Here is a 26,947-nt window from a genome sequence, read left to right as displayed (position 1 = left end):
CGTACCCGTGCACTAGCCAGACCGCCACACCGCCCTCCCCCACCCATCGGGTTGCATGAACGCCACTGCCCTCCCCGTTTCCCTGACGGACGTGCGCACCGCCAAAGATGCGCGCGCAGACACGCTGTTCCGGCTCACGCTGACCGGCGCCGGCCTGTTCGTCCTGATCTCGCTGATCGCCGCCGCCGTGTCGATGCTGTGGGGCGGTCGCGAAGCCCTGCAGACTTTCGGCCTGGGTTTCTTCACCAGCACCGAGTGGAATGTTGGCACACGCGAATTCGGTGCACTGGTGCCGATCTTCGGCACGCTGGTCAGCGCCGGCATCGCCATGCTGATCGCGGTGCCGGTGAGCTTCGGCATCGCCGTCTTCCTGACCGAAGTCGCGCCGGCCTGGATGCGCGGCCCGGTCGGCATGGCCATCGAACTGCTGGCCGGCATCCCCTCGATCATCTACGGCATGTGGGGCCTGTTCGTGCTGGCACCGCAGCTGAGCGAGCACGTCTATCCGTGGATCAACGACAACCTCGGCCAGATCCCGCTGGTGGGCGTGCTGCTGTCCGGCCCGCCGCTGGGCATCGGCATGATGACCGCCGGCCTGGTGCTGGCGATCATGGTGATTCCCTTCATCTCGTCGGTGATGCGCGAGGTCTTCCTGACCGTGCCGGGCCGCCTGAAGGAATCGGCCTACGCACTGGGGTCGACCAAGTGGGAAGTGGTCTGGGACATCGTGCTGCCGTACACCCGCTCGGCGGTGATCGGCGGCGTGTTCCTCGGCCTGGGCCGTGCGCTCGGCGAAACGATGGCGGTCACCTTCGTGATCGGCAACGCCTACGCGATCAGTCTGGCGTTGCTGGAACCGGGCACCTCCATCGCGGCGACCATCGCCAATGAATTCGCCGAAGCCACCGACCCGCTGCACAAGGGTTCGCTGCTGCTGCTCGGCTTCACCCTGTTCGTGCTGACCTTCATCGTGCTGGCGATCGCCCGCCTGATGCTGCGCCAGCTCGCCAAGCGGGAGGGCAACTGATGTCCGCTTCGCTCTACACCTGGCGCAAGATCAAGAATGTCGCCGCGCTGACACTGTCCATCGCGGCGGCCATGTTCGGCCTGATGTGGCTGGTCTGGATCCTCTGGACCACGATCACCAAGGGCATGGGCAGCCTCAACCTCGATCTCTTCACCCAAATGACGCCGCCGCCGAACGAACCGGGCGGCCTGGCGAATGCGCTGTTCGGCAGCGTCGTGATCAGCCTGCTGGCGATCGTGCTGGGTACGCCGATCGGCATCGCCGCTGGCACCTACCTGGCCGAGTACGCCAACAAGCATTGGCTGGGCGAAACCGTCCGCTTCGTCAACGACATCCTGCTGTCGGCCCCGTCGATCGTGCTGGGCCTCTTCATCTACACCGTGATGGTGGCGCAGATGGGGCACTACTCGGCGTGGGCCGGTGCCGTGGCGCTGGCGTTCATCGCGCTGCCGGTGATCGTGCGCACCACCGACGAGATGCTCCGGCTGGTGCCGCAGCAGATGCGCGAGGCCGCGCTCTCGCTGGGCGTGCCGCAGTGGAAGGTCACCACCCAGGTCCTGATGCGTTCGGCGCTGCCGGGCATCGTTACCGGCATCCTGCTGGCGCTGGCGCGCATCAGCGGCGAAACCGCGCCGCTGTTGTTCACCGCCTTCAACAACCAGTTCTGGAGCACGGACCTCAACCAGTCGATGGCCAACCTGCCGATGGTCATCTTCCAGTACGCGATGAGCCCCTACGACTCCTGGAACTCGCTGGCCTGGGCCGGCGCCTTCCTCGTCACCGGCATGGTGCTGATCCTCAGCTTGATTGCGCGAACCATCCTTCTTCGAAACAAGGTGACCCATGAATGACGCCGCCCGCATTGCCGTGGTGACGCCGCAACGCCACGACGACCTCGCCGCGCCCGCCAGCGTGAAGCTGGCCGCCAAGGGCCTGGACTTCTACTACGGCGACTTCCACGCGTTGAAGAACATCAATCTGGAGATCCCGGAGAAGCGCGTCACCGCGCTGATCGGCCCCTCCGGCTGCGGCAAGTCCACCCTGCTGCGCGTCTTCAACCGCATCTACTCGCTGTATCCGAAGCTGCGCGCCGCCGGCGACGTGCTACTGGATGGCGAGAACATCCTGGACCCCAAGTACCCGATGAACCGCCTGCGCAGCAAGGTGGGCATGGTGTTCCAGAAGCCGGTGCCGTTCCCGATGACGATCTATGAAAACGTCGCGTACGGCATCCGCCACCACGAGCGCCTGAACAAGGCGGACATGGACGTGCGCGTCGAACAGGCGCTCCGCCAGGCCGCGTTGTGGGAAGAAGCCAAGGACAAGCTGAAGCAGAGCGCGCTGGGCCTCTCCGGTGGCCAGCAGCAGCGCCTGTGCATCGCGCGCGCCGTCGCCCTGCGCCCGGACGTGATCCTGCTGGACGAACCGACCTCCGCCCTGGACCCGATCTCGACCAGCAAGATCGAACAGCTGATCGAAGAACTGAAGCACCAGTACACCATCGCGATCGTGACGCACAACATGCAGCAGGCCGCGCGCGTGTCCGACTACACGGCCTTCATGTACCTGGGCGAGCTGGTCGAACACGACGCCACGTCGACGATCTTCTCCAACCCAGGCAAGCAACAGACCGAAGACTACATCACCGGACGTTTCGGCTGAGGACGCCCATGAACACACAACCCAACGACCATATCGTGAAGAGCTACGACGAAGAACAGCGCCGCCTGGTGGCCGAGATCGTCCGCATGGGCGAGACCGCCGTTGCCCAGCTGGAGGCCGCGCTGGACGTGGTCGAACGCCGGGACGACAAGGCCGCCCAACGCATCATCGCCAACGATGAAGCCATCGACGCCATCGAGCACCAGGTCAGCCACGACGTGATGCACCTGGCCCTGCGCGGCCCGATGGCGCGCGACTTGCGCGAGATCCTCGCCGGCCTGCGCATCCCGGCCGACATCGAGCGCATCGGCGACTACGCCGCGAACGTCGCCAAGCGTTCCATCGCCCTCAACGTGTCGCCGCCGATGCCGCAAATCACCGGCCTTCGCGCGCTCGGCAAGCTGGCAGCCCGCCAGGTACGCGATGTACTGGTCGCGTACCAGAACGGCGACGCCGAACAGGCCGTACAAGTACGCGAGCGAGATGCGGAGCTGGACGCGCACTACACCGCGCTGTTCCGCGAGCTGCTGACCTACATGATGGAAGACCCGCGCAACATCACGCCGTGCACGCACCTGCTGTTCATGGCCAAGAACCTGGAGCGGATCGGCGACCACGCCACCAACATCGCCGAGAACGTGTGGTTCCTGGTGCATGGTGAACAGCCGCTGCCGCCGCGGGCCAAGCGCGACGACACCAGCACCACCGGCGCCGTCTGATTCCTGCGCCGCACCGCAACACGCGACAAGCCCCGCTCCGGCGGGGCTTGTCCGTTCAGGGCCTGGCACCAACGGGCCGCTAACGTCCGGCCGCTACAATCCCGCCACGCTGGTGCGGATCCCCCGCACGCCCTGGGAGAGAACACGATGTCCAAGACCACCAAACCCGCTGCCGTCGCTGTCGCGCTGGCAGGCGGCATCCTGCTGGCCGGTTCGAGCTTCGCGATGGAGCCGCTCGCGCAGGGTTACCTGCTGGCCGCGCCCGAAGCTGCGAAGGCTGGCGAAGGCAAGTGCGGGGAAGGCAAGTGCGGCGAGGGCAAGTGCGGCATGGCCAAGGCCGACACCGACAAGGACGGCAAGGTCTCGCAGGCCGAGTTCGCGGCCGCCCATCCGGACAAGGCGGCCGACTTCGCCGGCATCGACACCAACAAGGACGGCTTCATCGACGCTGCCGAGCACAAGGCCCATGCGGGTGCCAAGGGTGCCGAGGGCAAGTGCGGTGAAGGCAAGTGTGGCGAAGGCAAGTGCGGCGGCGACAAGAAGACCGGCGACAAGTAAGCCTGCGCGAAAGGGTCCCGGCGCCACCGCCGGGACCCGATGCCTTTCTGCATGACCACACCCCTACCCACCGCCTCCGCAGGCCTCGGCCTGCGTCGTGCGCTGCTCGACGACCTGCTGGATGCGCCCGCGGGCAGCTTCGACTTCCTTGAGTGCGCGCCCGACAACTGGATCGGCGTCGGCGGCCGTTACGGCGAAGCATTGCACGCACTGTCCTCACGCCACCCGCTCACCTGCCACGGACTGTCGCTGTCGCTGGGCGGCATGGCGCCGCTGGACGACACGTTCCTCGCACGCACCCGTCGCTTCCTCGACCAGCACGGCGTGTCGCTCTACAGCGAACACCTGAGCTACTGCAGCGACGACGGCCATCTGTACGACCTGATGCCGATCCCGTTCACCGAGGAAGCCGTGCACCATGTCGCCGCGCGCATCCGCCAGGCGCAGGACGCCCTGGGCCGGCGGATCGCGGTGGAGAACGTTTCCTACTACGCCGCGCCTTACCAGGCGATGGCGGAAGCCGACTTCATTCGCGCGGTGCTCGACGAAGCCGACTGCGACCTGTTGCTGGACGTCAACAACATCTTCGTCAATGCCATCAACCATGGCTACGACGCGCGCGCCTTCCTGGCCCGCATGCCGTCGGCGCGGATCGCGTCGTACCACATCGCCGGCCACTACGACGAAGCCGACGACCTGAAGGTGGACACCCATGGCGCACCGGTGAAGGACGATGTCTGGTCGCTACTGTCGCTGGCGTACGAACAGCATGGCGTCCGCCCCACCCTGCTCGAACGCGATTTCAACTTTCCGCCGCTGGCCGAGCTCAGCGCCGAAGTGCAGCGCATCCGCCACGTGCAGATCGCACACGCAAGCGCGAGCGTACGCACGACCCATGGCTGACACCCTGCATGACCAGCAGTTCGCGCTGTCGCGGCATCTGCGGGACCCCTCCGCGCATCCGCCGCCGCCCGGCATCGAGGAGCGGCGGCTCGCGGTTTATCGCGACTTGTTCTTCAACAACATCGAAGGGCTGTTGGCCGGCAATTTCCCGGTGATCCGCAAGACCCTGGGCGATGATGCCTGGCGCCGCCTGGTGCGGGATTTCTACGCCAACCATCGCAGCCACACGCCGCTGTTCCCCGAGGTCGCGCGCGAGTTCATCCGCTTCCTCGACACCCGCACGGTCGACAGCGATCCGCCGTGGTTGCGCGAACTCGCCCACTACGAATGGGTGGAGCTGGCGCTGCAGATCGCCGACGACACCGTGCCCCCGCATGATCCGGAAGGCGACTTGCTCGCGGGCGTGCCCGTGGTGTCGCCGTTCGCATGGGCGCTGGCGTACCAGTGGCCGGTGCATCGCGTCGGCCCCGACTACCAGCCCGACGTGCCTCCCGCCGAACCCACGTGTTTGCTCGTGCGGCGTGGCGACGACCAGCAAGTCCGGTTCGCCGCGATCTCGCCGCTGGTCTACCGGTTGGTCGAACTCCTGGGTACGCGAGAACGCAGCGGGGCCGACGTCCTTCGCCAGCTCGCCGACGAGGCCGGCGTCGATGATGTGCGCGCCTTCATCGAGCAGGGCACCGCCATGCTGCAGCGCATGCGCGAGGAAGGCACGCTGCTGGGTGTGGAGCCAGCCCCACTGTAGTCGCGACCGGCGACACTCACGCGCGGTTGTGGTTCCAGCACAGGAAGCGGCCGCGCCGTCTGCTACCCTTCCGCGCATGGAAAACGCCGCCGAAACCGCCCGCATCACACCCATGGCCCACCGCTTCCGCGGCTACCTGCCGGTCGTGGTGGATGTGGAAACCGGCGGCTTCGATTGGAACCGGCACGCCCTGCTCGAACTGGCCGCGGTCCCGCTCGACCTGGACGAGAACGGCCTGTTGGTGCCCGGCACCACCTCCAGCGTGCACCTGCATCCGGCGCCCGGGCTGGAGATCGATCCCAAGTCGCTCGAAGTCACGGGTATCGACCTCGACCATCCCTTCCGCTTCGCCAAGCACGAGAAGGACGCGCTGGACCACGTGTTCGCGCCGGTACGCGCGGCAGTCAAGAAGCACGGCTGCCAGCGCGCGATCCTGGTCGGCCACAACGCGCACTTCGACCTGAACTTCCTCAACGCCGCGGTCGCACGCGTCGGCCACAAGCGCAACCCGTTCCATCCCTTCAGCGTGTTCGACACGGTGACGCTCGCCGGCGTGGCCTACGGCCAAACCGTGCTTGCGCGTGCCGTCGCCGCCGCCGGTTTCGATTGGAACGCCGAGGACGCGCATTCCGCCGTCTACGACGCCGAACAGACCGCCCGCCTGTTCTGCACGATCGCGAACGCGTGGCCGCGGCCATCGGCCTGAGATTCCGCGTGAGCCTGCGATGCAGCTGACTGCGCTCCTGGCCGACCTCACGACGCTGCACGTCGACGCCATCGTCAATGCGGCGAACTCATCGCTGCTCGGCGGTGGCGGCGTCGACGGCGCCATCCATCGCGCCGCCGGGCCGGAGCTCGTCGCCGAATGCCGCCTGCTGGGCGGCTGCCGCACGGGCGAAGCGAAGATCACCCGCGGCTATCGATTGCCCGCGCGCTACGTGATCCACACCGTCGGCCCGGTCTGGCGCGGCGGCGATGTGGGCGAACCCGCGCTGCTGGAAGCCTGCTACCGCGGCAGCCTCGCGCTGGCGGCGCGGCATGGCGTGCTCAGCCTCGCATTTCCCTGCATCAGTACCGGCATCTACGGGTATCCCGCCGATCTCGCGGCGCGCGTGGCGGTCGATACCGTGCGCACCACCCTGGCCAATGCGACGCTGCCGTCGAGCGTGATCTTCTGCTGCTTTTCCCAGGACGATCTGGCGCTCTATCGCGCGCTGCTGGCCTAACCTTCGCCGCTGCCCGCCGACTCCACCGGCGCACGCGTCGTCATCGCGGCGCCCGCGGATGCGACGATGATCGCGACGATCGCCAGCCACTGCAGCATGGTGAGTTGTTCGTGCAGGAACAGCAGGCCGCACAGTGCGCCGATGGCGGGTTCCAGACTCATCAGCATGCCGAACGTACGGGTCGGCAATTTCGTCAACGCGACCATTTCCAGGCTGTAGGGCAAGGCCGTCGACAACAGCGCGACCGCGAGCGCGATCGGCAGCAACGCGGGCGACAGCAGCGCGGTGCCGGCATGCGCGACGCCGAACGGCACCGCGACCACCGCGGCAATGCAGGTACCCAGCGCGACGGTCTGCGGGCCGTGTTCACCACCCGCTTTCTGCCCGAACACGATGTACAGCGCCCAGCACGTGCCCGCCCCCAGCGCATACGCCACGCCCATCGGGTCCAGCGCTTGCGTGCCCTGCTTGGGCACGAGCAGTACCAGCCCCAGCACCGCGAGCGCCACCCAGACGACGTCGCGCAGGTGCCGCGAGCCAAACAGCGCCACCGCCAGCGGCCCGGTGAATTCGAGCGCGATGGCGATGCCCAGCGGCACCGTTTCCAGCGACTTGTAGAACATCAGGTTCATCAGGCCCAGCGAGATGCCGTACGCCAGCAACGCGGGCCACTGGTGCCGCTCGACGCGCATGCGCCAGGGGCGGAACACCGCGACCAGCAGCAGCGTCGCCAGGGCCAGGCGGAGCGCGGTTGCCCCCGTCGCACCGACGGCGGGAAACAGATGTTTGGCCAGCGATGCGCCCGACTGGATGGAGACCATGGCGACCAGCAGCAGGGCGATCGGCTGCCAGCGCGATGCGGCGGGAGAAGACGAGACGAAGTTCATGGGGAGGACGGCCTGCACAGGGCACGCGGAGCGCCCTGTGCTTGTGGGGGGATACGATTGCGCACTATATTGCGCAATCGAAGCTTAGCTGATGCGCAATATATTGCGCAACCCCTCTCCATGAGCGTACTTGAACACGTGGCCGAGAACGTCCGCCGCCTGCGGACCGCCGCCGGCCTCAGCCAGCAAGCCCTGGCCGAGACGGCCGACGTCAGCCGGCGGATGCTGGTCGGCATCGAATCCGGCGACGCCAATGTCAGCCTGAACACCCTGGACCGCATCGCTGAAGCCCTGCAGGTCAGCTTCGCCGACCTGGTGAAGGCACCGGCCCGTGACCTGCGCCGGATCGAAGCCCTCGCCTGGAGCGGCACGACGCCCGGCTCGCAGGCCGTGCTGTTGGCTACCGCGCCCGCGGCGCACGATGTCGAACTCTGGGCCTGGACGCTGATGCCCGGCGATCGCTACACCTCGGGCGCCGATCCTGCTGGGTGGCACGAGATGTTCTACGTCATCGACGGCCAGCTGACGGTGGAACTGCCCAATGGCGAGCAGGTGATCGACGCGGGCGACTTCTTCGTCTTCCCCAGCGACTGCAAGTACGCCTACCGCAACGACGGGCAGGCGCCGTTGCGCTTCATCCGCAACGTCGTGCACTGAGCCACGAGAGCATCACTTCGCCGGGGCGATGCCGTGCCGGCGCAGGACATCGCGCACGCGATCCAGCGGGATCGCTTCCACCGTCTCGCCATTGCCGCTGACGGTGGTGGCCATGAACAGCGCGCTGTAGATCGCTTCCTCGACCGCATCGACGCTGGCCTGGAACACCGCGGTGGTCTGTTCGTTCGCCAGTTCGCGGGTGTCCAGTCGCGGCGCGTCGAATGCACGGCGCACGGAGTCCGCGGTGGAGAACGCGATGATGTAGTCGCCGCTGCCGTTGGAGGCAGCGCTGCCCGTGCGCCCCAGCCCCATCATGCCGCGCGAGGCGAGCCTGCGGAGGTTGCGGTCACCGAGGGGTGCATCGGTGGCGATGACGATGATGATGGAACCGTCGCCTCGGTCGTCCGCACGGCCGCGCGCACCGTTCGCGTTCGCCGCCACGGCGTTCTGGAAGGCGTAACGGTCAAGCTCGCGCCCCACCGGCGCGCCGGACACCTGCAGCACGCCACCGAAATTGGCCTGCACCAGCACACCCACCGTCCACCCGCCCAGCGATGCAGGAAGTTTGCGCGACGACGTGCCGATGCCGCCTTTCCAACCGAACGCCACGGTCCCCGTGCCCGCGCCGACACTGCCTTCCTGCACCACGCCATCGCGGGCGGTGTCCAGTGCGCGTCGCACGGCCTCGGCGGTGACCGGGCGCGCGCGGATGTCATTGAGGCCACCATCGTTGGTCTCGCCGACCACGACGTTGAGCGACCGCACCTGCTGCATGTCGGGACGCTCCAGCATCCAGGCCGCCATCGCATCGGCGGCCTTCCACACGCACAACGTGCAGGTCAGCACGATGGGGGTTTCGAGTTCGCCCAGTTCGTTGACCTGGGTGCTGCCGATGAACTTGCCGAAGCCGTTGCCGACATGCACGGCAGCAGGCACGCGCGAACGGTAGGTGTTGCCAGGATGCGGCAGGATCGCAGTGACGCCCGTGCGCACGGTGTCGCCCTCCACCAGCGTCACCTGGCCGACCCGCACGCCCGCCACGTCGGTGATCGCGTTGTGCGTGCCGGGGGCGAAGATGCCCGGCGCCACGCCCAGATCGCGAGCGCGTGCACGCGGTGCGTCCTGCGCGAAAACGCTGGTGGAAACGGCGGCAAGCAGCAGCGCCGCCAGCCGGATCGAGGAACGGTGCGGCGCAGCGGGCATGCGGATTCCTTTACTGGCGTTGGCGGACGGCTTCGAACAGGGTGACGCCGGCGGCGACCGACACGTTGAGGCTTTCGATCTCGCCGGGCATGGGAATCTTCACCAGGCCATCGCAGTTCTCTCGCGTCAACCGGCGCAGGCCGTCGGCTTCGCCGCCCAGCACCAGCGCCACGTTGCCGCGCAGGTCGAGCGAGTACAGCGATGCCTCCGCTTCGCCGGCGAGGCCGTAGATCCACACGCCCAGTTGCTGCAGGTCGCGCAGGCAGCGCGACAGGTTGGTGACCTGCACTACCGGGATGGTGTCCGCGGCGCCGGCCGAGGTCTTGCGCACGGTGGCATTCACGCCCACCGACTTGTCCTTGGGAATCACGACCGCGGTGACGCCGGCCGCCGCGGCGCTGCGCAGGCAGGCGCCCAGGTTGTGCGGATCCTGCACGCCATCCAGCACCAGCAGCAGTGCCTTGCCCTCGGCGGCCTCGACCAGGCCCTGCAGCTCGCCCTCGTCCCAGGTCTTCGCGGCGGCATAGCGCGCGGCGACGCCCTGGTGGCGCAGCGAACCCGCCACGCCGTCGAGCGCCTGCCCGGTGACGCGGCGCACGTCGATGCCCTTGCGGCGCGCGTTCTCTTCGATCTCGGTCAGGCGCGCGTTCTTGCTGCCGCCCTCGACCAGCACCTCGCGCACGTTGTCGGCATCGTTCTCGATGGCCGAAGCCACCGCGTTGACGCCGACGATCCACTGGTTCTGCTTGCTCATGCGCTGTACGGCCGCCCTGGAAAGGCCGGCATTATCGCACCGACCCGCCGCTCAGCGCGGCGGCCAGACCGGCGTGTCATGGTCTGGGTGCTGGAACGACACCACGTCGGCGAGGAACGCGGCCGCCGCCTCGTCCTCCTCGGTACGCCGCTGCGGCAGCGCCGGCAAGCCATCCACGTAGGGAAGCTTGCCTTCGATGCCGTACTGCACCCAGGGGGCCAGCCCGGCCGGATCGTCGAAGGCGCCCGCTGCCACGGCCACGCCGTCCGGCGCTTCGTAGGTGAGCGGTGTACCGCAATCGCCACAGAAGCCGCGCTGGACCACGTTCGAAGAGCGGAAGCGCTTCGGCGCTCCGCGCGTCCATTCGAGCCGCGCGCCTCGCGTCGACACCAACGGTGCGTAGTAGGCCCCGAAGGCCTTCTGGCACATCCGGCAATGACAGATGGACGCGTCCGTCAGTTCGCCGGTGACGCGGAAACGGATCGCGCCGCACTGGCAGCCACCGGTACGGACCGCCTCGCCCATGGCTCAGTACTTCTTCTTGGTGCGCTTGGCGGGTTGGCCGCGCGGCGGGGGCGGCGGCAGGCCGCTGTCCTTGGTCTTGTCCTCGACCAGGCGGAAGTCGATCTTGCGGTCCTCCAGGCTGGCCTTGAGCACGATGATGCGCACGCGGTCGCCGAGGCGGTACGACAGGCCCCGGCGCTCGCCCGACAGCGTCTTCCGCGTCGGGTCGAAGTGGTAGTAGTCCTGCGGGAGCTGGGTCACGTGGACCAGGCCGTTGACCTTGGACTCGTCCAGCTCCACGAACAGACCGAAACTGGTGACGCCACTGATGACACCATCGAACTGGCCACCGACATGCTTCTCCATCCAGGCCGCGCGATAACGCTCGTCGACTTCGCGCTCCGCCTCGTCGGCACGGCGCTCGCGCTCGGAACACTGCAACGCCAGCGCCGCCATGTCGCGCGACGAATACTGGAAGGCATCGGGCTTCTGCTTCGTCAACCCGTGCTTGATCGCACGATGCACCAGCAGGTCGGGATAACGGCGGATCGGCGAAGTGAAGTGCGCGTAAGCCGCCAGCGCCAGGCCGAAGTGGCCGACGTTCTCGGGCGCGTACACCGCCAGGCTCTGGCTGCGCAGCAGTACCGATTCCAGCAAGGCGGCGTCCGGACGCTCGCGTACCTTCTTCAGCAACTGGGTGAAATCCTTCGGCTGCACCTTGCCCCAGGACGGCATCGACAGCTTGAATTCCTTCAGGAATTCCAGCAGATCCGCGTACTTGGTTTCCGGCGGCTTGTCGTGGATGCGGTACGGCGCGGGGATATGCGCGGCGAGCAGGTATTTCGCGGCTTCCACGTTGGCGGCGATCATGCACTCCTCGATCAGCTTGTGCGCGTCGTTGCGCACCAGCATGCCGGCCTGAGTGACCTCGCCGCGATTGTCCAGCACGAAGCGGACTTCCGAGCTTTCGAACTCGATCGCGCCACGCGTAGCGCGCGCTTTCGCCAGCACGTGGTACAGCTGGTACAACCGCTCGACATGCGGCAGCACCGCGGCGATCTGCGCGCGGGTGTCTTCATCGTTCTCGCCGACAGCCTTCCACACCTGCGTGTAGGTCAGGCGCGCGTGCGAGTTCATCACCGCTTCGTAGAATTTCGACTGCGTCACTTCACCGTCGCGATTGACGTGCATGTCGCAGACGAAGGTCATGCGATCGACCTTCGGGTTCAGCGAACAGATGCCGTTGGACAGCGTCTCCGGCAGCATCGGCACCACGAATCCGGGGAAGTACACCGAGGTCGCGCGCTTTTGCGCCTCATCATCCAGCGGCGTGCCGGGACGCACGTAGTGCGACACGTCGGCGATGGCGACGATCAGACGGAAGCCGTCGCGCGTGGGCTCGCAGTACACGGCATCATCGAAATCCTTCGCGTCTTCGCCGTCGATCGTCACCAGCGGCGTGGACCGCAGGTCGACGCGGTCGCCGATCATCGCCGGCTCGACCACCAGCGGCACCGCGGTGGCTTCGTCCAGCACTTCCTGCGGAAACTCGTGCGGCAGGTTGTGCCCGTGGATGGCGGCCTCGACGACGAGCGACGGCGTCAGGCTGTCGCCGAGCACGGCGATCACCTTGCCGATGGGCGGACGACGCGCATCCGGCGCCTGGGTCAGTTCGACCACGACCAGTTGGCCATCGCGCGCACCACCGGTCGCGTCCTGCGGGATCTGCACGTTGCGCTGGATGCGCTTGTCGTCCGGCGCCACGTAGGCAATGCCCACCTCGAAACCGAATCGCCCGATCAGGCGGGTGACGCCGCGTTCCAGCACGCGCGCGATGCTGCCTTCGCGGCGGCCACGACGATCGATGCCGGTGACGTTGGCCAACGCACGGTCGCCATGCATGACCTTTCGCATCTCGTAGGGCGGCAGGAACAAGTCGTCGCCACCGCCGGTGTCCGGCCGCAGGAAACCGAAGCCGTCGGGATTGGCGATTACCGTGCCGGCGATCAGGTCGGTGTGCTGTACCGGCGCGAAGCCGCCGCGGCGGTTCTGCACCAGTTGGCCGTCACGGACCATCGCGCCGAGTCGCTTGGACAGCGCATCGAAACGGTCGGGCGCGTCCAGGCCCAACGGACCCGCGATTTCCTCAGCGGTCTGCGGACCCTCGGCCGCTTCCAGAAAGCCGAGGATGGCTTCGCGACTGGCGATGGGCTGGTCATAACGCTGCGCCTCGCGCTGTGCGTGCGGATCGATGAAGCGCCCCGCAGCGCGCGGCGGCGGACCGGCGCGACGGGGGGCCGGCGCATCGTGTTTGGTACGGCCGCCCGATGCGGGAAGATCGGGCATCCAGGGCGGGAGGCTCTTCTTGGCCGGTTTGCCCGGCTTGCCGGCAGGCTTGCCCGCCTTGCCGAAGGTGTTGCGGGAGGCCGGCTTCGCGCCGGCCTTGGCGGACGCGGCGGGCTTCTTGCCGCCGCCAGTAGGGGTCTTCTTGGTCATCGGCGCATCGTACACCCCGCCTGAACAACACCGCGCGAAGACACCCGTTGACATTCCCCCGCCCTGTCCTCAAAATGCGCGCCTCGCTTACCTGCCCAGGTGGCGGAATTGGTAGACGCACTAGTTTCAGGTACTAGCGGGTAAAACCGTGGAGGTTCGAGTCCTCTCCTGGGCACCACGCAAAACGAAACCCTCGCGCAAGCGGGGGTTTTTCGTTTCCGGTCTTCTGAAATGCGCGCTCAAGCGCTGAGACCGCGACGGGTAGAATTGCGGCAGGACACTGCTGCAGACGAATGCACCCGATGAGCGACACCATCCGCCCCACCTTCCACGGCTTCGAACAGATCCCGCTGCGCGAGTACGCCGAGCGCGCCTACCTCGACTACTCGATGTACGTGGTCCTCGACCGCGCCCTGCCCTTCATCGGCGATGGGCTCAAGCCCGTGCAGCGCCGCATCATCTATTCGATGAGCGAACTCGGCCTCAGTGCGGGCGCCAAGCCGAAGAAGTCCGCACGCACCGTCGGTGACGTGATCGGCAAGTACCACCCGCATGGCGACAGCGCCTGCTACGAAGCACTCGTGCTGATGGCGCAGCCGTTCTCGTACCGCTATCCGCTGATCGAAGGCCAGGGCAACTTCGGTTCGCCGGACGACCCGAAGTCGTTCGCGGCCATGCGCTACACCGAATCCAAGCTCACCCCCATCGCCGAAGTGCTGCTGGGCGAACTCGGCCAGGGCACGGTGGACTGGGCCTCGAACTTCGACGGCACGCTGGAGGAACCCACATGGCTGCCGGCGCGCCTGCCGCACCTGCTGCTCAACGGCACCACCGGCATCGCCGTGGGCATGGCCACCGACGTGCCGCCGCACAACCTCAACGAGATCGTCAGCGCATGCATCCGCCTGATCGATGATCCGGACGCGACGGTCGCCGACCTGTGCGAACACGTGCGCGGCCCGGACTACCCCACGAAGGCGGAGATCATCACCGCGGCGTCGGATCTGCGCACGCTCTACGAGAACGGGACCGGCAGCGTCCGCGCACGCGCCGTGTGGCGCAAGGACAACGCCAACCTCGTGATCGATGCGCTGCCCTACCAGGTATCGCCCTCGAAGGTCATCGAGCAGATCGCCGCGCAGATGCGGGCGAAGAAGCTGCCCTGGCTGGAAGACATCCGCGATGAATCTGACCACGCGAATCCGGTGCGCGTCGTGCTGATCCCGCGCTCCAACCGCGTGGACGCCGAACAACTGATGGGCCACCTGTTCGCGACCACCGACCTGGAGAAGAGCTACCGGGTCAACCTCAACATCATCGGGCTGGACGGCCGTCCGCAGGTCAAGAACCTGAAGATGCTGCTGACCGAATGGCTGGCCTTCCGCAGCGACACGGTGACGCGCCGCCTGAAGCACCGGCTGGAGAAGGTCGAGCGTCGCCTGCACCTGTTGGAGGGCTTGCTGGTCGCGTTCCTCAACCTGGATGAAGTGATCCGCATCATCCGCACCGAAGACGAGCCGAAGGCCGCGTTGATCGCCCGCTTCGCGTTGAGCGAGGAGCAGGCGGACTACATCCTCGAGACCAAGCTGCGACAGCTCGCCCGCCTCGAGGAAATGAAGATCCGCGGCGAGCAGGACGAATTGCAGGCCGAACGCGAGAAGATCGCCGGCATCCTGGATTCCAAGGCGAAGCTGAAGAAGCTGATCAAGGACGAACTGACGGCCGACGCGAAGAAGTTCGGCGACGCCCGCATGTCGCCGCTGGTGCAGCGCGATGCCGCGCAGGCGCTGGACGAAACCGAACTGGTCGCCAGCGAACCGATGACCGTGGTGGTGTCGGAGAAGGGCTGGATACGCGCCGCAAAGGGCCACGACGTGGATGCCGCCACGCTGTCCTACCGCGAGGGCGATGGCCTGCTGGCGGCGGTGCGCTCGCGCAGCACGCAACAGGTCGCCTTCCTCGACTCGGAAGGCCGCAGCTACTCGACCGCCGTGCACACGCTGCCGTCGGCGCGCGGCAATGGCGAACCACTGACCGGCCGCTTCTCGCCTGCCGCCGGCGCGTCGTTCCAGGCGCTGGCCAGCGGCGACAACGACAGCCGCTTCGTGCTGGCCTCGTCGCATGGCTATGGCTTCGTCACCCGCTTCGAGAACCTCACCGGCCGCCAGAAGGCGGGCAAGGCGATGCTCAACCTGACCGCGGGCGCGAACGTGCTGCAGCCGGCGCAGGTGCCCAACACCGAGACCGATCGCATCGTCGCCGTGACCAGTGCGGGCCACCTGCTGGCCTTCCCGGTCAGCGAGCTGCCGGAACTGGACAAGGGCAAAGGCAACAAGATCATCGAGATCCCGAAGGCCAAGCTTGGCACCGAGCGCGTGGTCGCCATCGCGGCCGTCACGCCGGGCAGCACGCTGCTGGTGAAGAGCGGGCAGCGCACGATGAGCCTGTCGTTCAAGGACCTGGACGAATATGTCGGCGCGCGAGCGACGCGGGGTGGGTTGTTGCCGCGTGGGTGGCAGAAGGTCGACGGGCTGGATATCCAGTAACGCACTCACGACGCTTCCAAGACCCCGGGAGGATTCACCAATGGACGCCGATTTCTGGTTGCAGCGTTGGCAGGAAGGCCAGATCGGCTTCCACCGCAGCGACGTGATGCCGTTGCTCGAGAAGCATTGGCCGTCGCTGCAACTGCCGGAAGGCGCGCGCGTGCTGGTACCGCTGTGCGGGAAATCGCTGGACATGCACTGGCTGGCAGCGAAGGGACATCGCGTGCTCGGCGTGGAGCTGTCGCCGCTGGCGGTCACTCAATTCTTCGAGGAGGCCGGACTCGAACCGGTGCGGACCACCAGTCGCTACGGCGAGCATTTCAGCGCGGGGCCGGTGGAGATCATCCTGGGCGACGCCTTCGGCGTGGATCCGGCGCTGTTCGCGGACGTGGCCGGCGTCTACGACCGTGCGGCATTGATCGCGCTGCCCGCGGACCTGCGGTTGCGCTATCGCGACACGGTCTACGCGTCGCTCCCCGCGGGAGCGCAAGGCCTGCTGATCACGCTGGAATACCCGCAAGCCGAAAAAGCCGGACCACCGTTCTCGGTGGAGCAACCGGAGGTCGAGGCATTGTTCGCCACGCCGTGGCGGCACACGCTGCTGGAGCGGCGCGACATCCTGGACCAGGAGCCGCGCTTCCGCGAAGAAGGCCTGAGCGCGCTGGAGACGGCGGTCTACCGTCTCCGTCGCGGCTGATCACTCGGCGGCGGGTTCGCCGTCGAGCTTGGAGGTCAGGTACAGCTGGATGCCCAGGCGCTTGATCAGGCCCAACTGCTGTTCCAGCCAGTGCGCATGGTCTTCTTCGGTGTCCTGCAGCTGGGTCAGCAGGATTTCGCGGCTGACGTAGTCGCCATGCTGCTCGCACAGCGCCACGCCCTTGGCCAGGTGCGCGCGCACCGCGTATTCGACTTCCAGGTCGCGCTGGAGCATTTCTTCGACGGTCGTGCCGGCGGTGAAGGCTTCCGGGCGCATGTCCGGGTCGCCTTCCAGGAACAGGATGCGGCGCAGCAGTGCGTCGGCGTGCTGGGTTTCTTCCTGCATCTCGTGGTCGATGCGGTGGAACAGCGCCTTCAGGCCCTGGTCCTCGTAGCGTCGCGAATGGATGAAGTACTGGTCGCGCGCGGCCAACTCGCCGCGCAGCAGGAACTTGAGGTATTCGACGACGTCCGGGTGGCCTTTCATGGGGGCGGCTCCTGTGGCGAGGCGCACAGGATGCCCGATCCCGTGCGCCGGCGACCGAATCGGAATCAGTCGCGTTCGTCGTCGCATCGCGGCATGGATGGTCATCGCTTCCGTGGAATAATCGGCCCGCCCGCCCCTACCCTCAGGACCCGCAATGCTGAAGTGGACCCGGCGCATCGCGCTGCTGCTGTTGGCCCTGATCGGGGTAGTGGTGCTGGTCGCATGGTGGATGCTGCGGGGAAGCCTGGCGCAGCTGGACGGCGAGTCCGGCTTGGCCGGCCTGTCCGCGCCGACCAGCGTGCAGCGCGACGCGCTGGGCGTGGTGACCATCGACGCGGCCAGCGAGACCGATGCGGTCCGCGCGCTCGGCTACGTGCACGCGCAAGAGCGCTACTTCGAAATGGACCTGATGCGCCGCAGCTCGGCGGGTGAGCTGGCGGAGCTGTTCGGCCCCATCGCCATCGACCTGGACAAAGAACGTCGCGTACACCGCATCCGCGCACGCGTGTCGGACCACCTGGACGCGTTCGCGGGCAACCGCATGCCGCAACTGCAGGCGTATGCCGACGGCGTGAATGCCGGTCTCGGCAACTTGCGCGCGCGCCCGTGGCCCTACCTGCTGTTGCGACAGGAGCCGCGTGGCTGGGAAGTGCTGGATTCCGCACTGACGGGCTACGCGATGTATTTCGACCTGCAGGATGGTCAGAACGTGCGCGAGCTCGGCCTGTGGCAGATCCGCCAGCACCTGCCGCAGGGCCTCTACGACCTGCTCGCGCACGACGGCACCGAATGGGACGCGCCCCTCTTCGGAGAGCCGCGCGGCAACGCCACGCTGCCCGATGCCAGCGAGGTGGACCTGCGCACGCTGCCGATGCCGAAGACGGATTCCCATCAGCGCTTGGCCGACAAGGGCACCCCTGGCAGCAACAACTGGGCCGTTGCCGGTGCGCTGACCGCCGATGGCCGCGCCATCGTCGCCGACGACATGCACCTGGGCCTGCGCGCGCCCGGCATCTGGTTCCGCGTGCGCCTGCGCTATCCCGACCCGCACGCGCCGGGCGGCAAGGTCGATGTGTCGGGTTTCAGCCTGCCGGGCTTGCCCGCGATCATCGTCGGCAGCAACGGACGCGTCGCCTGGGGCTTCACCAACAGCTACGCGGACACGGCCGACTGGTATCCGGTGGTGCCGTGCGCGGGCAAGACGGCCGAAGGCTGCGAAGCCGTGGAGCGCCACGCCGAGACCATCAAGGTCGCCGGCGGTGACGACGTGGCGTTCGAGGTGCTCGATACGCGCCACGGCCCGATCGTCCATCCCGCAAAGGGCAATCGGCCCGCGCTTGCGCTGCGCTGGGTGGCACAGCAACCGGGCGCGTTGAACTTCGGCCTGTCGGAGCTCGCGCGTGCAGACGATCTGTCCGCCGCCCTCGCCGTGGCCCAGCGCACTGCCACGCCCGCGCAGAACCTGGTCGTCGCCGACCGCAACGGCCGCATCGCCTGGCGCATCCTCGGGCCACTGCCTTCGCGCGCGGGGGCATGTACGCATGCCCTCGATGGCATTGCGATGACGACACCCGCCGACGCTGCGGCCCCGCCCTGCAAGCCGTGGGATCTCTCCTTCCAACTCTCGCCGGTACTGACGTCGCCGGAAAACCATCGTCTCTGGACCGCCAACGCCCGCGTGCTGGACGGCACCGCCCTCGCCCGCGTGGGTGATGGCGGGTATGCGCTGGGCGCACGCGCCAAGCAGATCCGCGATGGCCTGATGGCGAAAGATCGCTTCACCGAGAAAGACCTGCTGGCGATCCAATTGGACGATCGCGCGCTGTTCCTGGAGCGCTGGTGGACGCTGCTGCAGGACGAAGCGAAGAAGCTGCCGGCGGATTCCGCCGTGAAAGCCCTCGCCGACGCCGGCAAGACCTGGGACGGCACCGCGAGCGTCGATTCGGTGAGTTACCGCCTGGTCCGCGCGTGGCGCCTGGCCGTGCATGCGCGCATCGCCGACGGCCTCACCGCGCCCGCACAGGCGGCACTCGGCGAGGACTTCATCATGCCCGACCTGCCGCAGCTGGAAGGCGTGGTGTGGCCGTTGCTCGAGCAGCGCCCCGCCCATCTGCTGTCGCGTCGCTACCAGACTTGGGACGCGCTGCTCGAAGACGCCGCGAAGGAAGTGCGCGACGACCTCGCCCAGCAGGGACCGCTGGCCGAGCGCCGCTGGGGCGAGCGCAACACGGCGAAGATCTGCCATCCGCTGGCCAACGCGCTGCCCGCCTTCCTCAAGCCGCGGCTATGCATGCCCGGCGAACCGCTGGCCGGCGACGGCGCCATGCCGCGCGTGCAGGGCCCGGCGTTCGGTGCGTCCGAACGCATGGTGGTCTCGCCGGGGCATGAGGCCGATGGCATCATCCACATGCCCGGCGGCCAGAGCGGTCATCCCATGTCGCCGTTCTGGGGGGCGGGCCATGACGATTGGGTGCACGGCAGGCCGACGCCCTTCCTGCCGGGCGAAGCGACCCACACGCTCACGCTGCGGCCCGCCAACGCTCAACCCAAATAGTGATCCGGCACCGCCAGCCCCTGCTGGCGGAAGAAGCTGAGCTGGTCGAAGTAGCCGCGCTGGAACACGATGCGGCCTTCGCGCACGTGGAAGAAGCCGCAGCCGCGCAGTCCGAGCGGATCGCGCCATTCCATGACGGCCCACTCGCCGTCCTCGAGGATCTGTTCCACCTCGCACACCATCGTCGCGCGCGCGAATTCGGTGCGGAACAGGTTCGCGATCGCCTCGCGGCCGTGCAGCGGATCGGTCACCACCTGGTGGTTGATGGCATCCTCGGCGTACAACGCCGCCAAGCCGTCGACGTCCGCCGCATTGAAGCGGCGGACCCATTCGCGCACGACGTCGGACGGCGTCATGTCGTCGTCGCCTGCAGCGCGGACGCATGCACGCCGGCGACGGCACGACCGGACGGATCGGCCATCTTCGCGAAGCTGGCGTCCCAGGCGATGGCGGCCGGCGACGAACACGCGATCGATTTGCCGCCCGGCACCGTCTCGGCGCAGGCCTGGCCCGGATAGTGCTGCTCGAACAGCGTGCGGTAGAAGTAGGCCTCCTTGGTCTGCGGCGGGTTCACCGGGAAGCGCTTGTCGGCTGCCGCCAGTTCGCGATCGCTGACCTGCGCTTCGGCGTGCGCCTTCAACCCGTCGATCCAGCCATAGCCGACGCCATCGCTGAACTGCTCCTTCTGCCGCCACAGGATCGATTCCGGCAAGTAGCCATCGAACGCCTCGCGCAGCACGCCTTTCTCCATGCGCTTCGCGCCCTGGCTCGTCTTGTCGATCATCTTGTGCGCAGCGTCCATCTTCATCGCCACGTCAAGGAACTCGACGTCCAGGAACGGCACACGCGGCTCCACGCCCCACGCCATCATCGATTTGTTGGCGCGAAGGCAGTCGTAGTTGTGCAGCGCATCCAGCTTGCGCACCAGCTCTTCGTGGAATTCCCGCGCGTTTGGCGCCTTGTGGAAGTACAGGTAGCCGCCGAAGATCTCGTCGCTGCCCTCGCCCGACAGCACCATCTTCACGCCCATCGCCTTGATCCGCCGCGCCAGCAGGTACATCGGCGTGGACGCGCGGATGGTGGTGACGTCGTAGGTCTCGATGTGGCGGATGACTTCGGGAATCGCATCCAGGCCCTCCTGGAACGTGTAAGTGAAGCCGTGGTGCACGGTGCCCAGCGCCTTCGCCGCGACTTCAGCCGCGGCCAGGTCGGGCGACCCGTCCAGGCCGATGGCGAAGGAATGCAGGCGCGGCCACCAGGCTTCCGTCGTGTCGTTGTCCTCAATGCGATGACGCGCATAGCGTGCAGCGACGGCGGCGACCAGCGAGGAATCCAGCCCGCCCGACAGCAGCACGCCATAGGGCACATCGGTCATCAGCTGGCGATGCACGGCGCGTTCGAAGGCTTCGCGCAGCTCGTCCTTCGCCAGTTGCACGCCTTCCACCGCGGAATACTCGCGCCAGGCCGTGGCGTAGTACTTCACCAGTTCGCGCGTGGCGGAATCGTAGTAGTGGCCAGGCGGGAACTGCGCGACGTCCGCGCAGATCGGCGCCAGCGCCTTCATCTCCGACGCCACGCACAGGCGGCCCTCGCGGTCGTGGCCCCAGTAAAGCGGGCAGACGCCGATGGGATCGCGTGCGATCAGCGCGCGCCCCTTCGCCTTGTCCCACAGCGCGAACGCGAAGATGCCGTTGAGGCGGTTGAGGAAGGAGGCAGGTGCATCTTCGCGGTACAGCGCGTTGATGACCTCGCAGTCCGAGCCGGTCTGGAACGCGTAGTCCTGCGCCAGTTCCGCCTTCAGCTCGCGGTGGTTGTAGATCTCGCCGTTGACCGCCAGCACCAGCGCGCCATCGGCCGAGCGCAGCGGTTGCGATCCGCCGGCCGGATCGACGATGGCCAGGCGCTCGTGCACCAGGATCGCGCCGTCGTCGTGGTAGACGCCACTCCAGTCCGGCCCACGGTGGCGCTGCTTCTGGGAAAGCTCGAGGGACTGCCGTCGCAGCGCCGCGATGTCGTCGCCGGGCTGCAGCCCGAAGATGCCGAAGATGGAACACATGGGTGGAAGCTCCTGGGTGGGGTTCGGGATCGGAGGCCTGAAACGAAGAAACCCGCATCTTGCGATGCGGGTTTCTGGAATCCGGCAGGTCTTTCTTTGCCTAGTCGCAGAGCCGCATCGCCCGCGCCCGGTTGTTCGGGCGCAGGTTGTTGCGGTTATTGGCGATGGTGGCGCGGCAAGGCATGGGGCGAACGTAACCGGTCCCGGCGGGGCCGCGCAACTGTTTCATCCGTAAGGGAACCCGCTCGCCTGCCGCCATCAGCTGGCGGGCCGGGTCAGCATCAGGCGTTCCACCAGCGCTTGGTACAGGCCCGGCAGCGCTTCCAGATCGGACACCCGGACATGCTCGTCGACTTTGTGGATGCTGGCATTGACCGGACCGACCTCGATGCATTCCGCCCCCAGGGGCGCGATGAAGCGGGCATCCGAGGTGCCGCCCGCGGTGCTCTCTTCCGGCGGCGCACCGGCGAACTCGCCAAGCACCGCGCGCGCCGTGGCCCGCAGGTGGCCCTCCGGCGTGTAGAAAGGTTCGCCGCCACGCAGCCAGGTGATGCTGTACTCCAGCCCGTGCTTACGGAAGATCGCCTCGATCTCCTGCTCCAGTTTCTCCGCCGTCCATGACGGATTGAAGCGCAGGTTGAACACCACCTGCAATTCACCGGGGATGACGTTGCTGGCGCCGGTGCCGGCGTGGATGTTGGATATCTGCAAACTGGTCGGCGGAAAGGTTTCGTAGCCCTCGTCCCATTGCCGCGCCGCGAGCTCGTCCAGCGCCGGCAGCGCCTTGTGGATCGGATTGAGCGCCTTGTGCGGATAGGCGACGTGGCCCTGCACGCCATGCACGCTGAGCGTGCCGGTCAGCGTGCCGCGCCGGCCAACGCGCAGCAGGTCACCGAGCAGTTCCTTGGAGGAGGGCTCGCCGGTGATGCACCAGTCGATCCGCTGGCCGCGCTCGCGGAACAGCGCCGCGACCTTCTTCACGCCGTCGTGCGCATCGCCTTCTTCATCCGACGTGACGAGCAGCGCGACGGTGCCCGGATGGTCTGGATGCGCATCGACGAAGCGCTCCAGCGCGATCGTGCACGCGGCCACGCTGCATTTCATGTCCGCCGTGCCGCGCCCGTACAACACGCCATCGCGCACGGTCGGAACGAACGGATCGCTGGTCCAGGCGGAGAGCGGCCCCGGCGGCACCACGTCGGTATGGCCGAGCAGCACCAGCACGGGCTCGCCGCTGCCGTGCGTCGCCCACAGGTTGTCGGTATCGCCGAAACGCAGGTGCTCGCAGTGGAAACCCCACTGGTTCAACCGCGTCGCCAGCACCTGCTGGCATCCGGCATCGTCGGGCGTGACCGAATGGCGACGGATCAGTTCGCTGGAAAGCTCAACGACGTCGCTCACGAGCCGGCTCCAAACAGTTTCTTGAAGCCATTGTCGCTGAAGCCCTGTGAAAAGCCCGCCACGCCACCGATCACCACCGGACGGCGGATCAGCTGCGGATACTCCTTCAGCAACAGCTTCCATTCCGCATCGGAACCGGGCGACTTGCGGTTCTCGGGCAACTGCCGCCACGTCGTCGACGACTTGTTGATCAACGCGTCCCAGCCACCCGCTTTCTCCGCCCACTCCTTCAGCGTCTCCGGCGCCTGCCGGTTGTCGCGGTAGTCGATGAATTCATACGCGACGCCGAAGCGGTCGAGCCACTTCGTCGCCTTCTTGCAGGTATCGCAGTTCTTCAGGCCATAAAGCGTCGTCGCCATCGATCAGTCCGCCAAGCCACGCAGCAGTTCGTTGACGCTGGTCTTGCTACGCGTCTTCTCGTCGACCTGCTTGACGATCACAGCGCAGTACAGCGAGTGCGAACCGTCCGCGGCCGGCAGCGAGCCGGACACCACCACGCTGCCCGGCGGCACGTACCCGTAGGTGATTTCCTTCGTCGCGCGGTTGTAGATGCGGGTGGACTGGCCGATGAAGACGCCCATGCCGATCACGCTGTGATGCCCGACCACCACGCCTTCGACGACTTCCGAGCGTGCGCCGATGAAGCAATGGTCTTCGATGATGGTGGGGCTGGCCTGCAGCGGCTCCAGCACGCCGCCGATGCCGGCGCCGCCGGACAGGTGGCAGTGCTTGCCGATCTGGGCGCATGAACCCACCGTCGCCCAGGTGTCGACCATGGTGCCTTCGCCGACGTATGCGCCGATGTTGACGAAGCTCGGCATCAGCACCACGTCCTTGCCGAAGTACGTGCCGCGGCGGGCAATGGCGCCTGGCACCACGCGTACGCCCAGCTTGCGGAAGTCGTTCTCGTCGAAGGCGCCGAAACGCGCTTCGACCTTGTCCCAGAACGGCGCGGGATATGCCTCGACCAGTTCCATCTCGTTGACACGGAAATACAGCAGTACGGCTTTCTTCAGCCACTCGTTGACCTTCCAGCCGCCTTTGCCGTCCGGCTCGGCCACGCGCAACTTGCCGGCTTCCAGGCCTTCGATGGCCAGTTCGACGGCGGTGCGGGTGGAGCCCTCGATCTCGGCCGGTGTCAGCTCGGCGCGGCGCTCGAACGCGCTCTCGATGGTGGACTTCAGTTCTTCGGTCTTGGTGGCTTTGCGGGTCATCAAACGTCCTGCTGGGTTCTGCTCAGGTGGGGGTATCTAGGCCGGCGCGCAGCGCGTCGCGCAGCGCGTCCTGTTCGACAGTATCTGTAAGGGGCTGGTCGTGCTCGTCGGTGATCTGGAATACGTCCTCGGCGCGTTCGCCGAAAGTCGCGATGCGTGCGTCGTGCACGCGCAGGCGCTGGCGGCGCAGCACCTGGGCGACGTCGGACAGCAGGCCGGGGCGGTCGGGCGCGACCAAGCCGAGGATCGTGCGGCGACCATCCGGCGTGGCGCCGAATTCGATGCGCGGCGCGAACCGGAAATGCTTCAGCTGGCGCGGCACCGCGCGGCGCGACGTGCGCACGCTGTCCAGCGGTCGTGCCAGCGCTTCGCCGAGCCCGTGCTCGATGTCGGCCGGGTCGCGCGGCGCGTAGGTATCGGCCGGCAACACTTCGAAGGTATCGAAGATGGCGCCCTGCGGCCCCACCAGCACGCGCGCCTGGTGGATCGCGAAGCCCATGCGATCCAGCGTGGCAAGAATGGCGGCGAACAGGCCGTCACGGTCCGGCGAATGGACGAACACCTCCATCGCATCGGCGTCGTCGGCGATGCGACGGGCACGCACGCGGGTCTCGCCGACCGCTGCACCGCGGATGGCATGGGCCTGCCACGCCAGTTGCTCGGGGCGGAAGCGCAGGAAACTCTCTTCCGGCATCGTGGCGAACAAGGTGTCGGCCTGTGCCGCCGTCATGCCCTGCACCTCCAGCAGCGCGCGCACGCTGCCGCGCGCCTCCGAGAGACGTTCTTCCACGGCCACCGGATTCTCGAGCCCCTCGCGCAGCACGCGGCGCGCAGCGAAGTAGAGGTCGGCGAGCAGCCGGTCCTTCCACGCATTCCAGAGCTTCGGGCTGGTGCCCGCGATATCGGCGCACGTGAGCAGGTAGAGATAGTCCAGCCGCTCGCGGTCCTTTACCAGGGCGGCGAACGCATGGATCACGTCGGGGTCGGCGATGTCCTGCTTCTGCGCCGTCACCGACATGCGCAGGTGCTGCTCCACCAGCCAAGCCACCAGTTCGGTATCGGATTCGCTGAGTGCATGCGCGGCGCAGAACTCCCGTGCGTCGACCGCACCAAGTTCGGAATGGTCGCCGCCGCGACCCTTGGCAATATCGTGGAAGAGCCCGGCCAGCAGCAGCAGTTCGGGCTTGCGCAGCCGCGGCCACACTTCGTGCGCGATCGAGAAGCGCTCATCGGCGCGACCGGCGGCGAAGGCGGCGATGTTCCGCAGCACCATCAGCGTGTGCTGGTCGACGGTATAGACATGGAACAGGTCGAACTGCATGCGTCCGGAGACGCGGGCGAAGGCAGGAATCCACTGCCCCAGCACGCCCAGCCGCGCCATGCGAGTGAGCGTTTCCACCGCACGCGGTCCGCGCAGCAAGGCCATGAAGGCATCGCGCTGACTGCGGCCCGCCTGCGGATACGACGACAGCTTCGGCAACGATTCGGCCAGTGCGCGCGCGGTGCGCGAATGCAGCCCGCGCACCTGCGGGTTCGCGGCCCACGCCGCGAACAGCGCGAAAACCTGCGAGGCATCGCCGGACGGCCAAGCGGCGTCGCGCGCGGCGAGGTAGCCACGGCGCAGCGCGAAGTCCGCGTCCAGCGGTTCGGCCAGCGCTTCGCCGTCGAACTGCTCTTCGAAGCGCTGCAGCAGGCGGTCGCTGATCCGGCGCACGATGGCGGCGCTGCGGTAGAACCCCTGCATCATCTTTTCGACGCCGAGATTTTCCGCGTCGTCGGCGAAACCCAGCCGCTGGGCCAGGGTCTTCTGGTAGTCGAAGCGCAGGCGTTCTTCCGCACGCCCGGCCACGCGATGAAGCCCGTAGCGCAGGCGGCCCAGCGCACGGCGTTCGCGAGCCAGGGCCACGGCTTCGTCCTGGCCCAGGTGGCCCATGCCCACCAACGGCTCCAGGTCGCGCACCCCGAACGTGCGCAGCGCCATCCAGCCCAGTGTGTGCAGGTCGCGCAGGCCGCCGGGACCGTCCTTGATGTTGGGTTCGAGATTGTCCGAGGTGTCGCCGAAACGCGCGTGGCGGATGCGCAGTTCCTCGCGCTTGGCCACGAAGAAATCGCGCGGCGGCCACACACGGGCCGGGCCGATCGCATCGATCAGCAGACCTTCGTCGACGGGCTCGCCGACGATCAGGCGCTCTTCGATCAGCGCGGTCAATACGGTCTGGTCCGCGGCCGCCGCCGCAGTGCATTCGGCGGCCGAGCGCACGCTGTGGCTGATCGGCAGGCCTGCATCCCAGAGCGTGGCGAAGAAACGCGCCACCGCATCGTGATGGGCCAGCTGCACGTCGCTGCCGGCCAGCACGAGCACGTCGACGTCCGATTGCGGGAACAGTTCGCCGCGCCCGTAACCGCCCACGGCGAACAGGGCCATCGGCGCGTGCTCGGGGATGCAGCGCAACCACGCGTCTTTCAGGAGATGGTCGACCGCGCGTGCGCGCAAGGCCAGGATGCGGTCCATGCCGTCATCCTGGTCGAAACGCTTGTCCAGGCGGGCATCGGTGTGGCCCAGCGAGATACGGGCCGCGGCAGACCAGGCCGCGTCATCGGCGACATCCGGGCCGATGTCCGGAAGCCGCGTCGCATGTCCGTTCGCGGCTG

General features: G+C 67.4%; 25 protein-coding genes and 1 tRNA gene. 14 read left to right on the top strand and 12 right to left on the bottom strand.

Annotated features, from left to right (window positions below; all coding sequences use genetic code 11):
* The first annotated feature begins 55 nt into the window (after positions 1-55).
* The 9 genes from pstC (at position 56) to ACSION_RS07210 (ending at position 6,840) form a co-directional block, all read left to right on the top strand.
* Positions 56-1,027, top strand: coding sequence for a phosphate ABC transporter permease subunit PstC (pstC, locus tag ACSION_RS07250; protein ID WP_435305459.1), 972 nt, complete (start codon positions 56-58; stop codon positions 1,025-1,027).
* Positions 1,027-1,878 (top strand): phosphate ABC transporter permease PstA, encoded by an 852-nt coding sequence (pstA, locus tag ACSION_RS07245; RefSeq protein WP_435305458.1) that lies wholly within the window; start codon positions 1,027-1,029, stop codon positions 1,876-1,878. The genes pstC and pstA overlap by 1 nt, the downstream gene beginning before the upstream one ends.
* The gene (gene pstB / locus ACSION_RS07240) at positions 1,871-2,689 is read left to right on the top strand and encodes a phosphate ABC transporter ATP-binding protein PstB (RefSeq protein ID WP_093490481.1); all 819 of its coding nucleotides are present in this window, start codon (positions 1,871-1,873) and stop codon (positions 2,687-2,689) included. The genes pstA and pstB overlap by 8 nt, the downstream gene beginning before the upstream one ends.
* Positions 2,690-2,697: 8 nt before the next feature.
* Entirely contained in the window at positions 2,698-3,408 is a 711-nt protein-coding gene (phoU, locus tag ACSION_RS07235) for a phosphate signaling complex protein PhoU (RefSeq protein WP_093490480.1), read from the top strand.
* Positions 3,409-3,555: 147 nt separating this feature from the next.
* Positions 3,556-3,966: an HvfA family oxazolone/thioamide-modified RiPP metallophore gene (locus tag ACSION_RS07230; protein ID WP_435305457.1), complete on the top strand. Its 411-nt coding sequence runs from the start codon at positions 3,556-3,558 to the stop codon at positions 3,964-3,966.
* Between the two features lie 51 nt (positions 3,967-4,017).
* Positions 4,018-4,869 (top strand): HvfB family MNIO-type RiPP peptide maturase, encoded by an 852-nt coding sequence (locus ACSION_RS07225; RefSeq protein WP_435305456.1) that lies wholly within the window; start codon positions 4,018-4,020, stop codon positions 4,867-4,869.
* The gene (locus ACSION_RS07220; RefSeq protein ID WP_435305455.1) at positions 4,862-5,614 is read left to right on the top strand and encodes an HvfC family RiPP maturation protein; all 753 of its coding nucleotides are present in this window, start codon (positions 4,862-4,864) and stop codon (positions 5,612-5,614) included. The genes ACSION_RS07225 and ACSION_RS07220 overlap by 8 nt, the downstream gene beginning before the upstream one ends.
* 76 nt (positions 5,615-5,690) lie before the next feature.
* Complete coding sequence (rnt, locus tag ACSION_RS07215) at positions 5,691-6,320, top strand: ribonuclease T (RefSeq protein WP_435305454.1); 630 nt, start codon at positions 5,691-5,693, stop codon at positions 6,318-6,320.
* A gap of 19 nt (positions 6,321-6,339) precedes the next feature.
* Positions 6,340-6,840 carry an O-acetyl-ADP-ribose deacetylase gene (locus ACSION_RS07210; RefSeq protein WP_435305453.1) on the top strand — a complete coding sequence of 167 codons (501 nt, stop codon included), beginning with the start codon at positions 6,340-6,342 and terminating at the stop codon, positions 6,838-6,840.
* Here ACSION_RS07210 and rhtA read toward each other — a convergent pair.
* Positions 6,837-7,727 (bottom strand): threonine/homoserine exporter RhtA, encoded by an 891-nt coding sequence (gene rhtA, locus ACSION_RS07205; RefSeq protein ID WP_435305452.1) that lies wholly within the window; start codon positions 7,725-7,727, stop codon positions 6,837-6,839. The genes ACSION_RS07210 and rhtA overlap by 4 nt on opposite strands.
* Positions 7,728-7,847: 120 nt before the next feature.
* Between rhtA and ACSION_RS07200 the strand changes: the two genes are divergently transcribed.
* Complete coding sequence (locus ACSION_RS07200; protein ID WP_435305451.1) at positions 7,848-8,384, top strand: helix-turn-helix domain-containing protein; 537 nt, start codon at positions 7,848-7,850, stop codon at positions 8,382-8,384.
* Between the two features lie 12 nt (positions 8,385-8,396).
* On the opposite strand, the gene ACSION_RS07195 is transcribed toward ACSION_RS07200, so the two are convergent.
* Genes ACSION_RS07195 through rnr form a run of 4 tightly spaced genes read right to left on the bottom strand, consistent with a single transcriptional unit; the run spans position 8,397 to position 13,341 of the window.
* Complete coding sequence (locus ACSION_RS07195; RefSeq protein WP_435305450.1) at positions 8,397-9,587, bottom strand: P1 family peptidase; 1,191 nt, start codon at positions 9,585-9,587, stop codon at positions 8,397-8,399.
* Between the two features lie 10 nt (positions 9,588-9,597).
* Complete coding sequence (rlmB, locus tag ACSION_RS07190; protein ID WP_093490471.1) at positions 9,598-10,341, bottom strand: 23S rRNA (guanosine(2251)-2'-O)-methyltransferase RlmB; 744 nt, start codon at positions 10,339-10,341, stop codon at positions 9,598-9,600.
* Between the two features lie 51 nt (positions 10,342-10,392).
* Complete coding sequence (locus ACSION_RS07185) at positions 10,393-10,866, bottom strand: GFA family protein (protein ID WP_435305449.1); 474 nt, start codon at positions 10,864-10,866, stop codon at positions 10,393-10,395.
* 3 nt (positions 10,867-10,869) lie between these two features.
* The gene (gene rnr, locus ACSION_RS07180; protein WP_435305448.1) at positions 10,870-13,341 is read right to left on the bottom strand and encodes a ribonuclease R; all 2,472 of its coding nucleotides are present in this window, start codon (positions 13,339-13,341) and stop codon (positions 10,870-10,872) included.
* A gap of 93 nt (positions 13,342-13,434) precedes the next feature.
* Between rnr and ACSION_RS07175 the strand changes: the two genes are divergently transcribed.
* The 3 genes from ACSION_RS07175 to ACSION_RS07165 all read left to right on the top strand — a co-directional run bounded on the left by ACSION_RS07175 (position 13,435) and on the right by ACSION_RS07165 (position 16,584).
* Positions 13,435-13,519: transfer RNA gene (locus ACSION_RS07175), tRNA-Leu, on the top strand.
* Between the two features lie 124 nt (positions 13,520-13,643).
* Positions 13,644-15,887 (top strand): DNA topoisomerase IV subunit A, encoded by a 2,244-nt coding sequence (parC, locus tag ACSION_RS07170; protein ID WP_435305447.1) that lies wholly within the window; start codon positions 13,644-13,646, stop codon positions 15,885-15,887.
* Positions 15,888-15,927: 40 nt separating this feature from the next.
* Positions 15,928-16,584: a thiopurine S-methyltransferase gene (locus ACSION_RS07165; protein WP_435305446.1), complete on the top strand. Its 657-nt coding sequence runs from the start codon at positions 15,928-15,930 to the stop codon at positions 16,582-16,584.
* On the opposite strand, the gene bfr is transcribed toward ACSION_RS07165, so the two are convergent.
* A complete protein-coding gene (gene bfr / locus ACSION_RS07160) occupies positions 16,585-17,070 on the bottom strand; it encodes a bacterioferritin (RefSeq protein WP_435305445.1) in 486 nt (161 codons plus the stop codon).
* A 154-nt stretch (positions 17,071-17,224) separates the two neighbouring features.
* Here bfr and ACSION_RS07155 point away from each other — a divergent pair, with 154 nt between their 5' ends.
* Complete coding sequence (locus ACSION_RS07155; protein ID WP_435305444.1) at positions 17,225-19,624, top strand: penicillin acylase family protein; 2,400 nt, start codon at positions 17,225-17,227, stop codon at positions 19,622-19,624.
* Here the strand turns inward: ACSION_RS07155 and ACSION_RS07150 are convergent.
* From ACSION_RS07150 to glnD, 6 genes are all read right to left on the bottom strand, one after another.
* The gene (locus ACSION_RS07150; RefSeq protein ID WP_435305443.1) at positions 19,612-19,980 is read right to left on the bottom strand and encodes a nuclear transport factor 2 family protein; all 369 of its coding nucleotides are present in this window, start codon (positions 19,978-19,980) and stop codon (positions 19,612-19,614) included. The genes ACSION_RS07155 and ACSION_RS07150 overlap by 13 nt on opposite strands.
* Positions 19,977-21,680, bottom strand: coding sequence for an asparagine synthase B (gene asnB, locus ACSION_RS07145; RefSeq protein WP_435305442.1), 1,704 nt, complete (start codon positions 21,678-21,680; stop codon positions 19,977-19,979). Before asnB ends, ACSION_RS07150 begins: the two co-directional genes overlap by 4 nt.
* Positions 21,681-21,938: 258 nt before the next feature.
* Positions 21,939-23,081 carry a succinyl-diaminopimelate desuccinylase gene (gene dapE / locus ACSION_RS07140; protein WP_435305441.1) on the bottom strand — a complete coding sequence of 381 codons (1,143 nt, stop codon included), beginning with the start codon at positions 23,079-23,081 and terminating at the stop codon, positions 21,939-21,941.
* Positions 23,078-23,440, bottom strand: a complete 363-nt coding sequence (locus tag ACSION_RS07135) for a Spx/MgsR family RNA polymerase-binding regulatory protein (protein WP_435305440.1) — start codon at positions 23,438-23,440, stop codon at positions 23,078-23,080. The genes dapE and ACSION_RS07135 overlap by 4 nt, the downstream gene beginning before the upstream one ends.
* 3 nt (positions 23,441-23,443) lie before the next feature.
* Positions 23,444-24,295, bottom strand: a complete 852-nt coding sequence (dapD, locus tag ACSION_RS07130) for a 2,3,4,5-tetrahydropyridine-2,6-dicarboxylate N-succinyltransferase (RefSeq protein ID WP_142123821.1) — start codon at positions 24,293-24,295, stop codon at positions 23,444-23,446.
* Between the two features lie 22 nt (positions 24,296-24,317).
* Positions 24,318-26,912, bottom strand: coding sequence for a [protein-PII] uridylyltransferase (gene glnD, locus ACSION_RS07125; protein WP_435306676.1), 2,595 nt, complete (start codon positions 26,910-26,912; stop codon positions 24,318-24,320).
* Positions 26,913-26,947 lie beyond the last annotated feature (35 nt).

Origin of the sequence: Pseudoxanthomonas sp. LjRoot125 (assembly GCF_964252705.1) — a bacterium.
Lineage (GTDB): Bacteria > Pseudomonadota > Gammaproteobacteria > Xanthomonadales > Xanthomonadaceae > Pseudoxanthomonas_A.
This window is presented reverse-complemented; position numbering and strand designations above follow the sequence as displayed.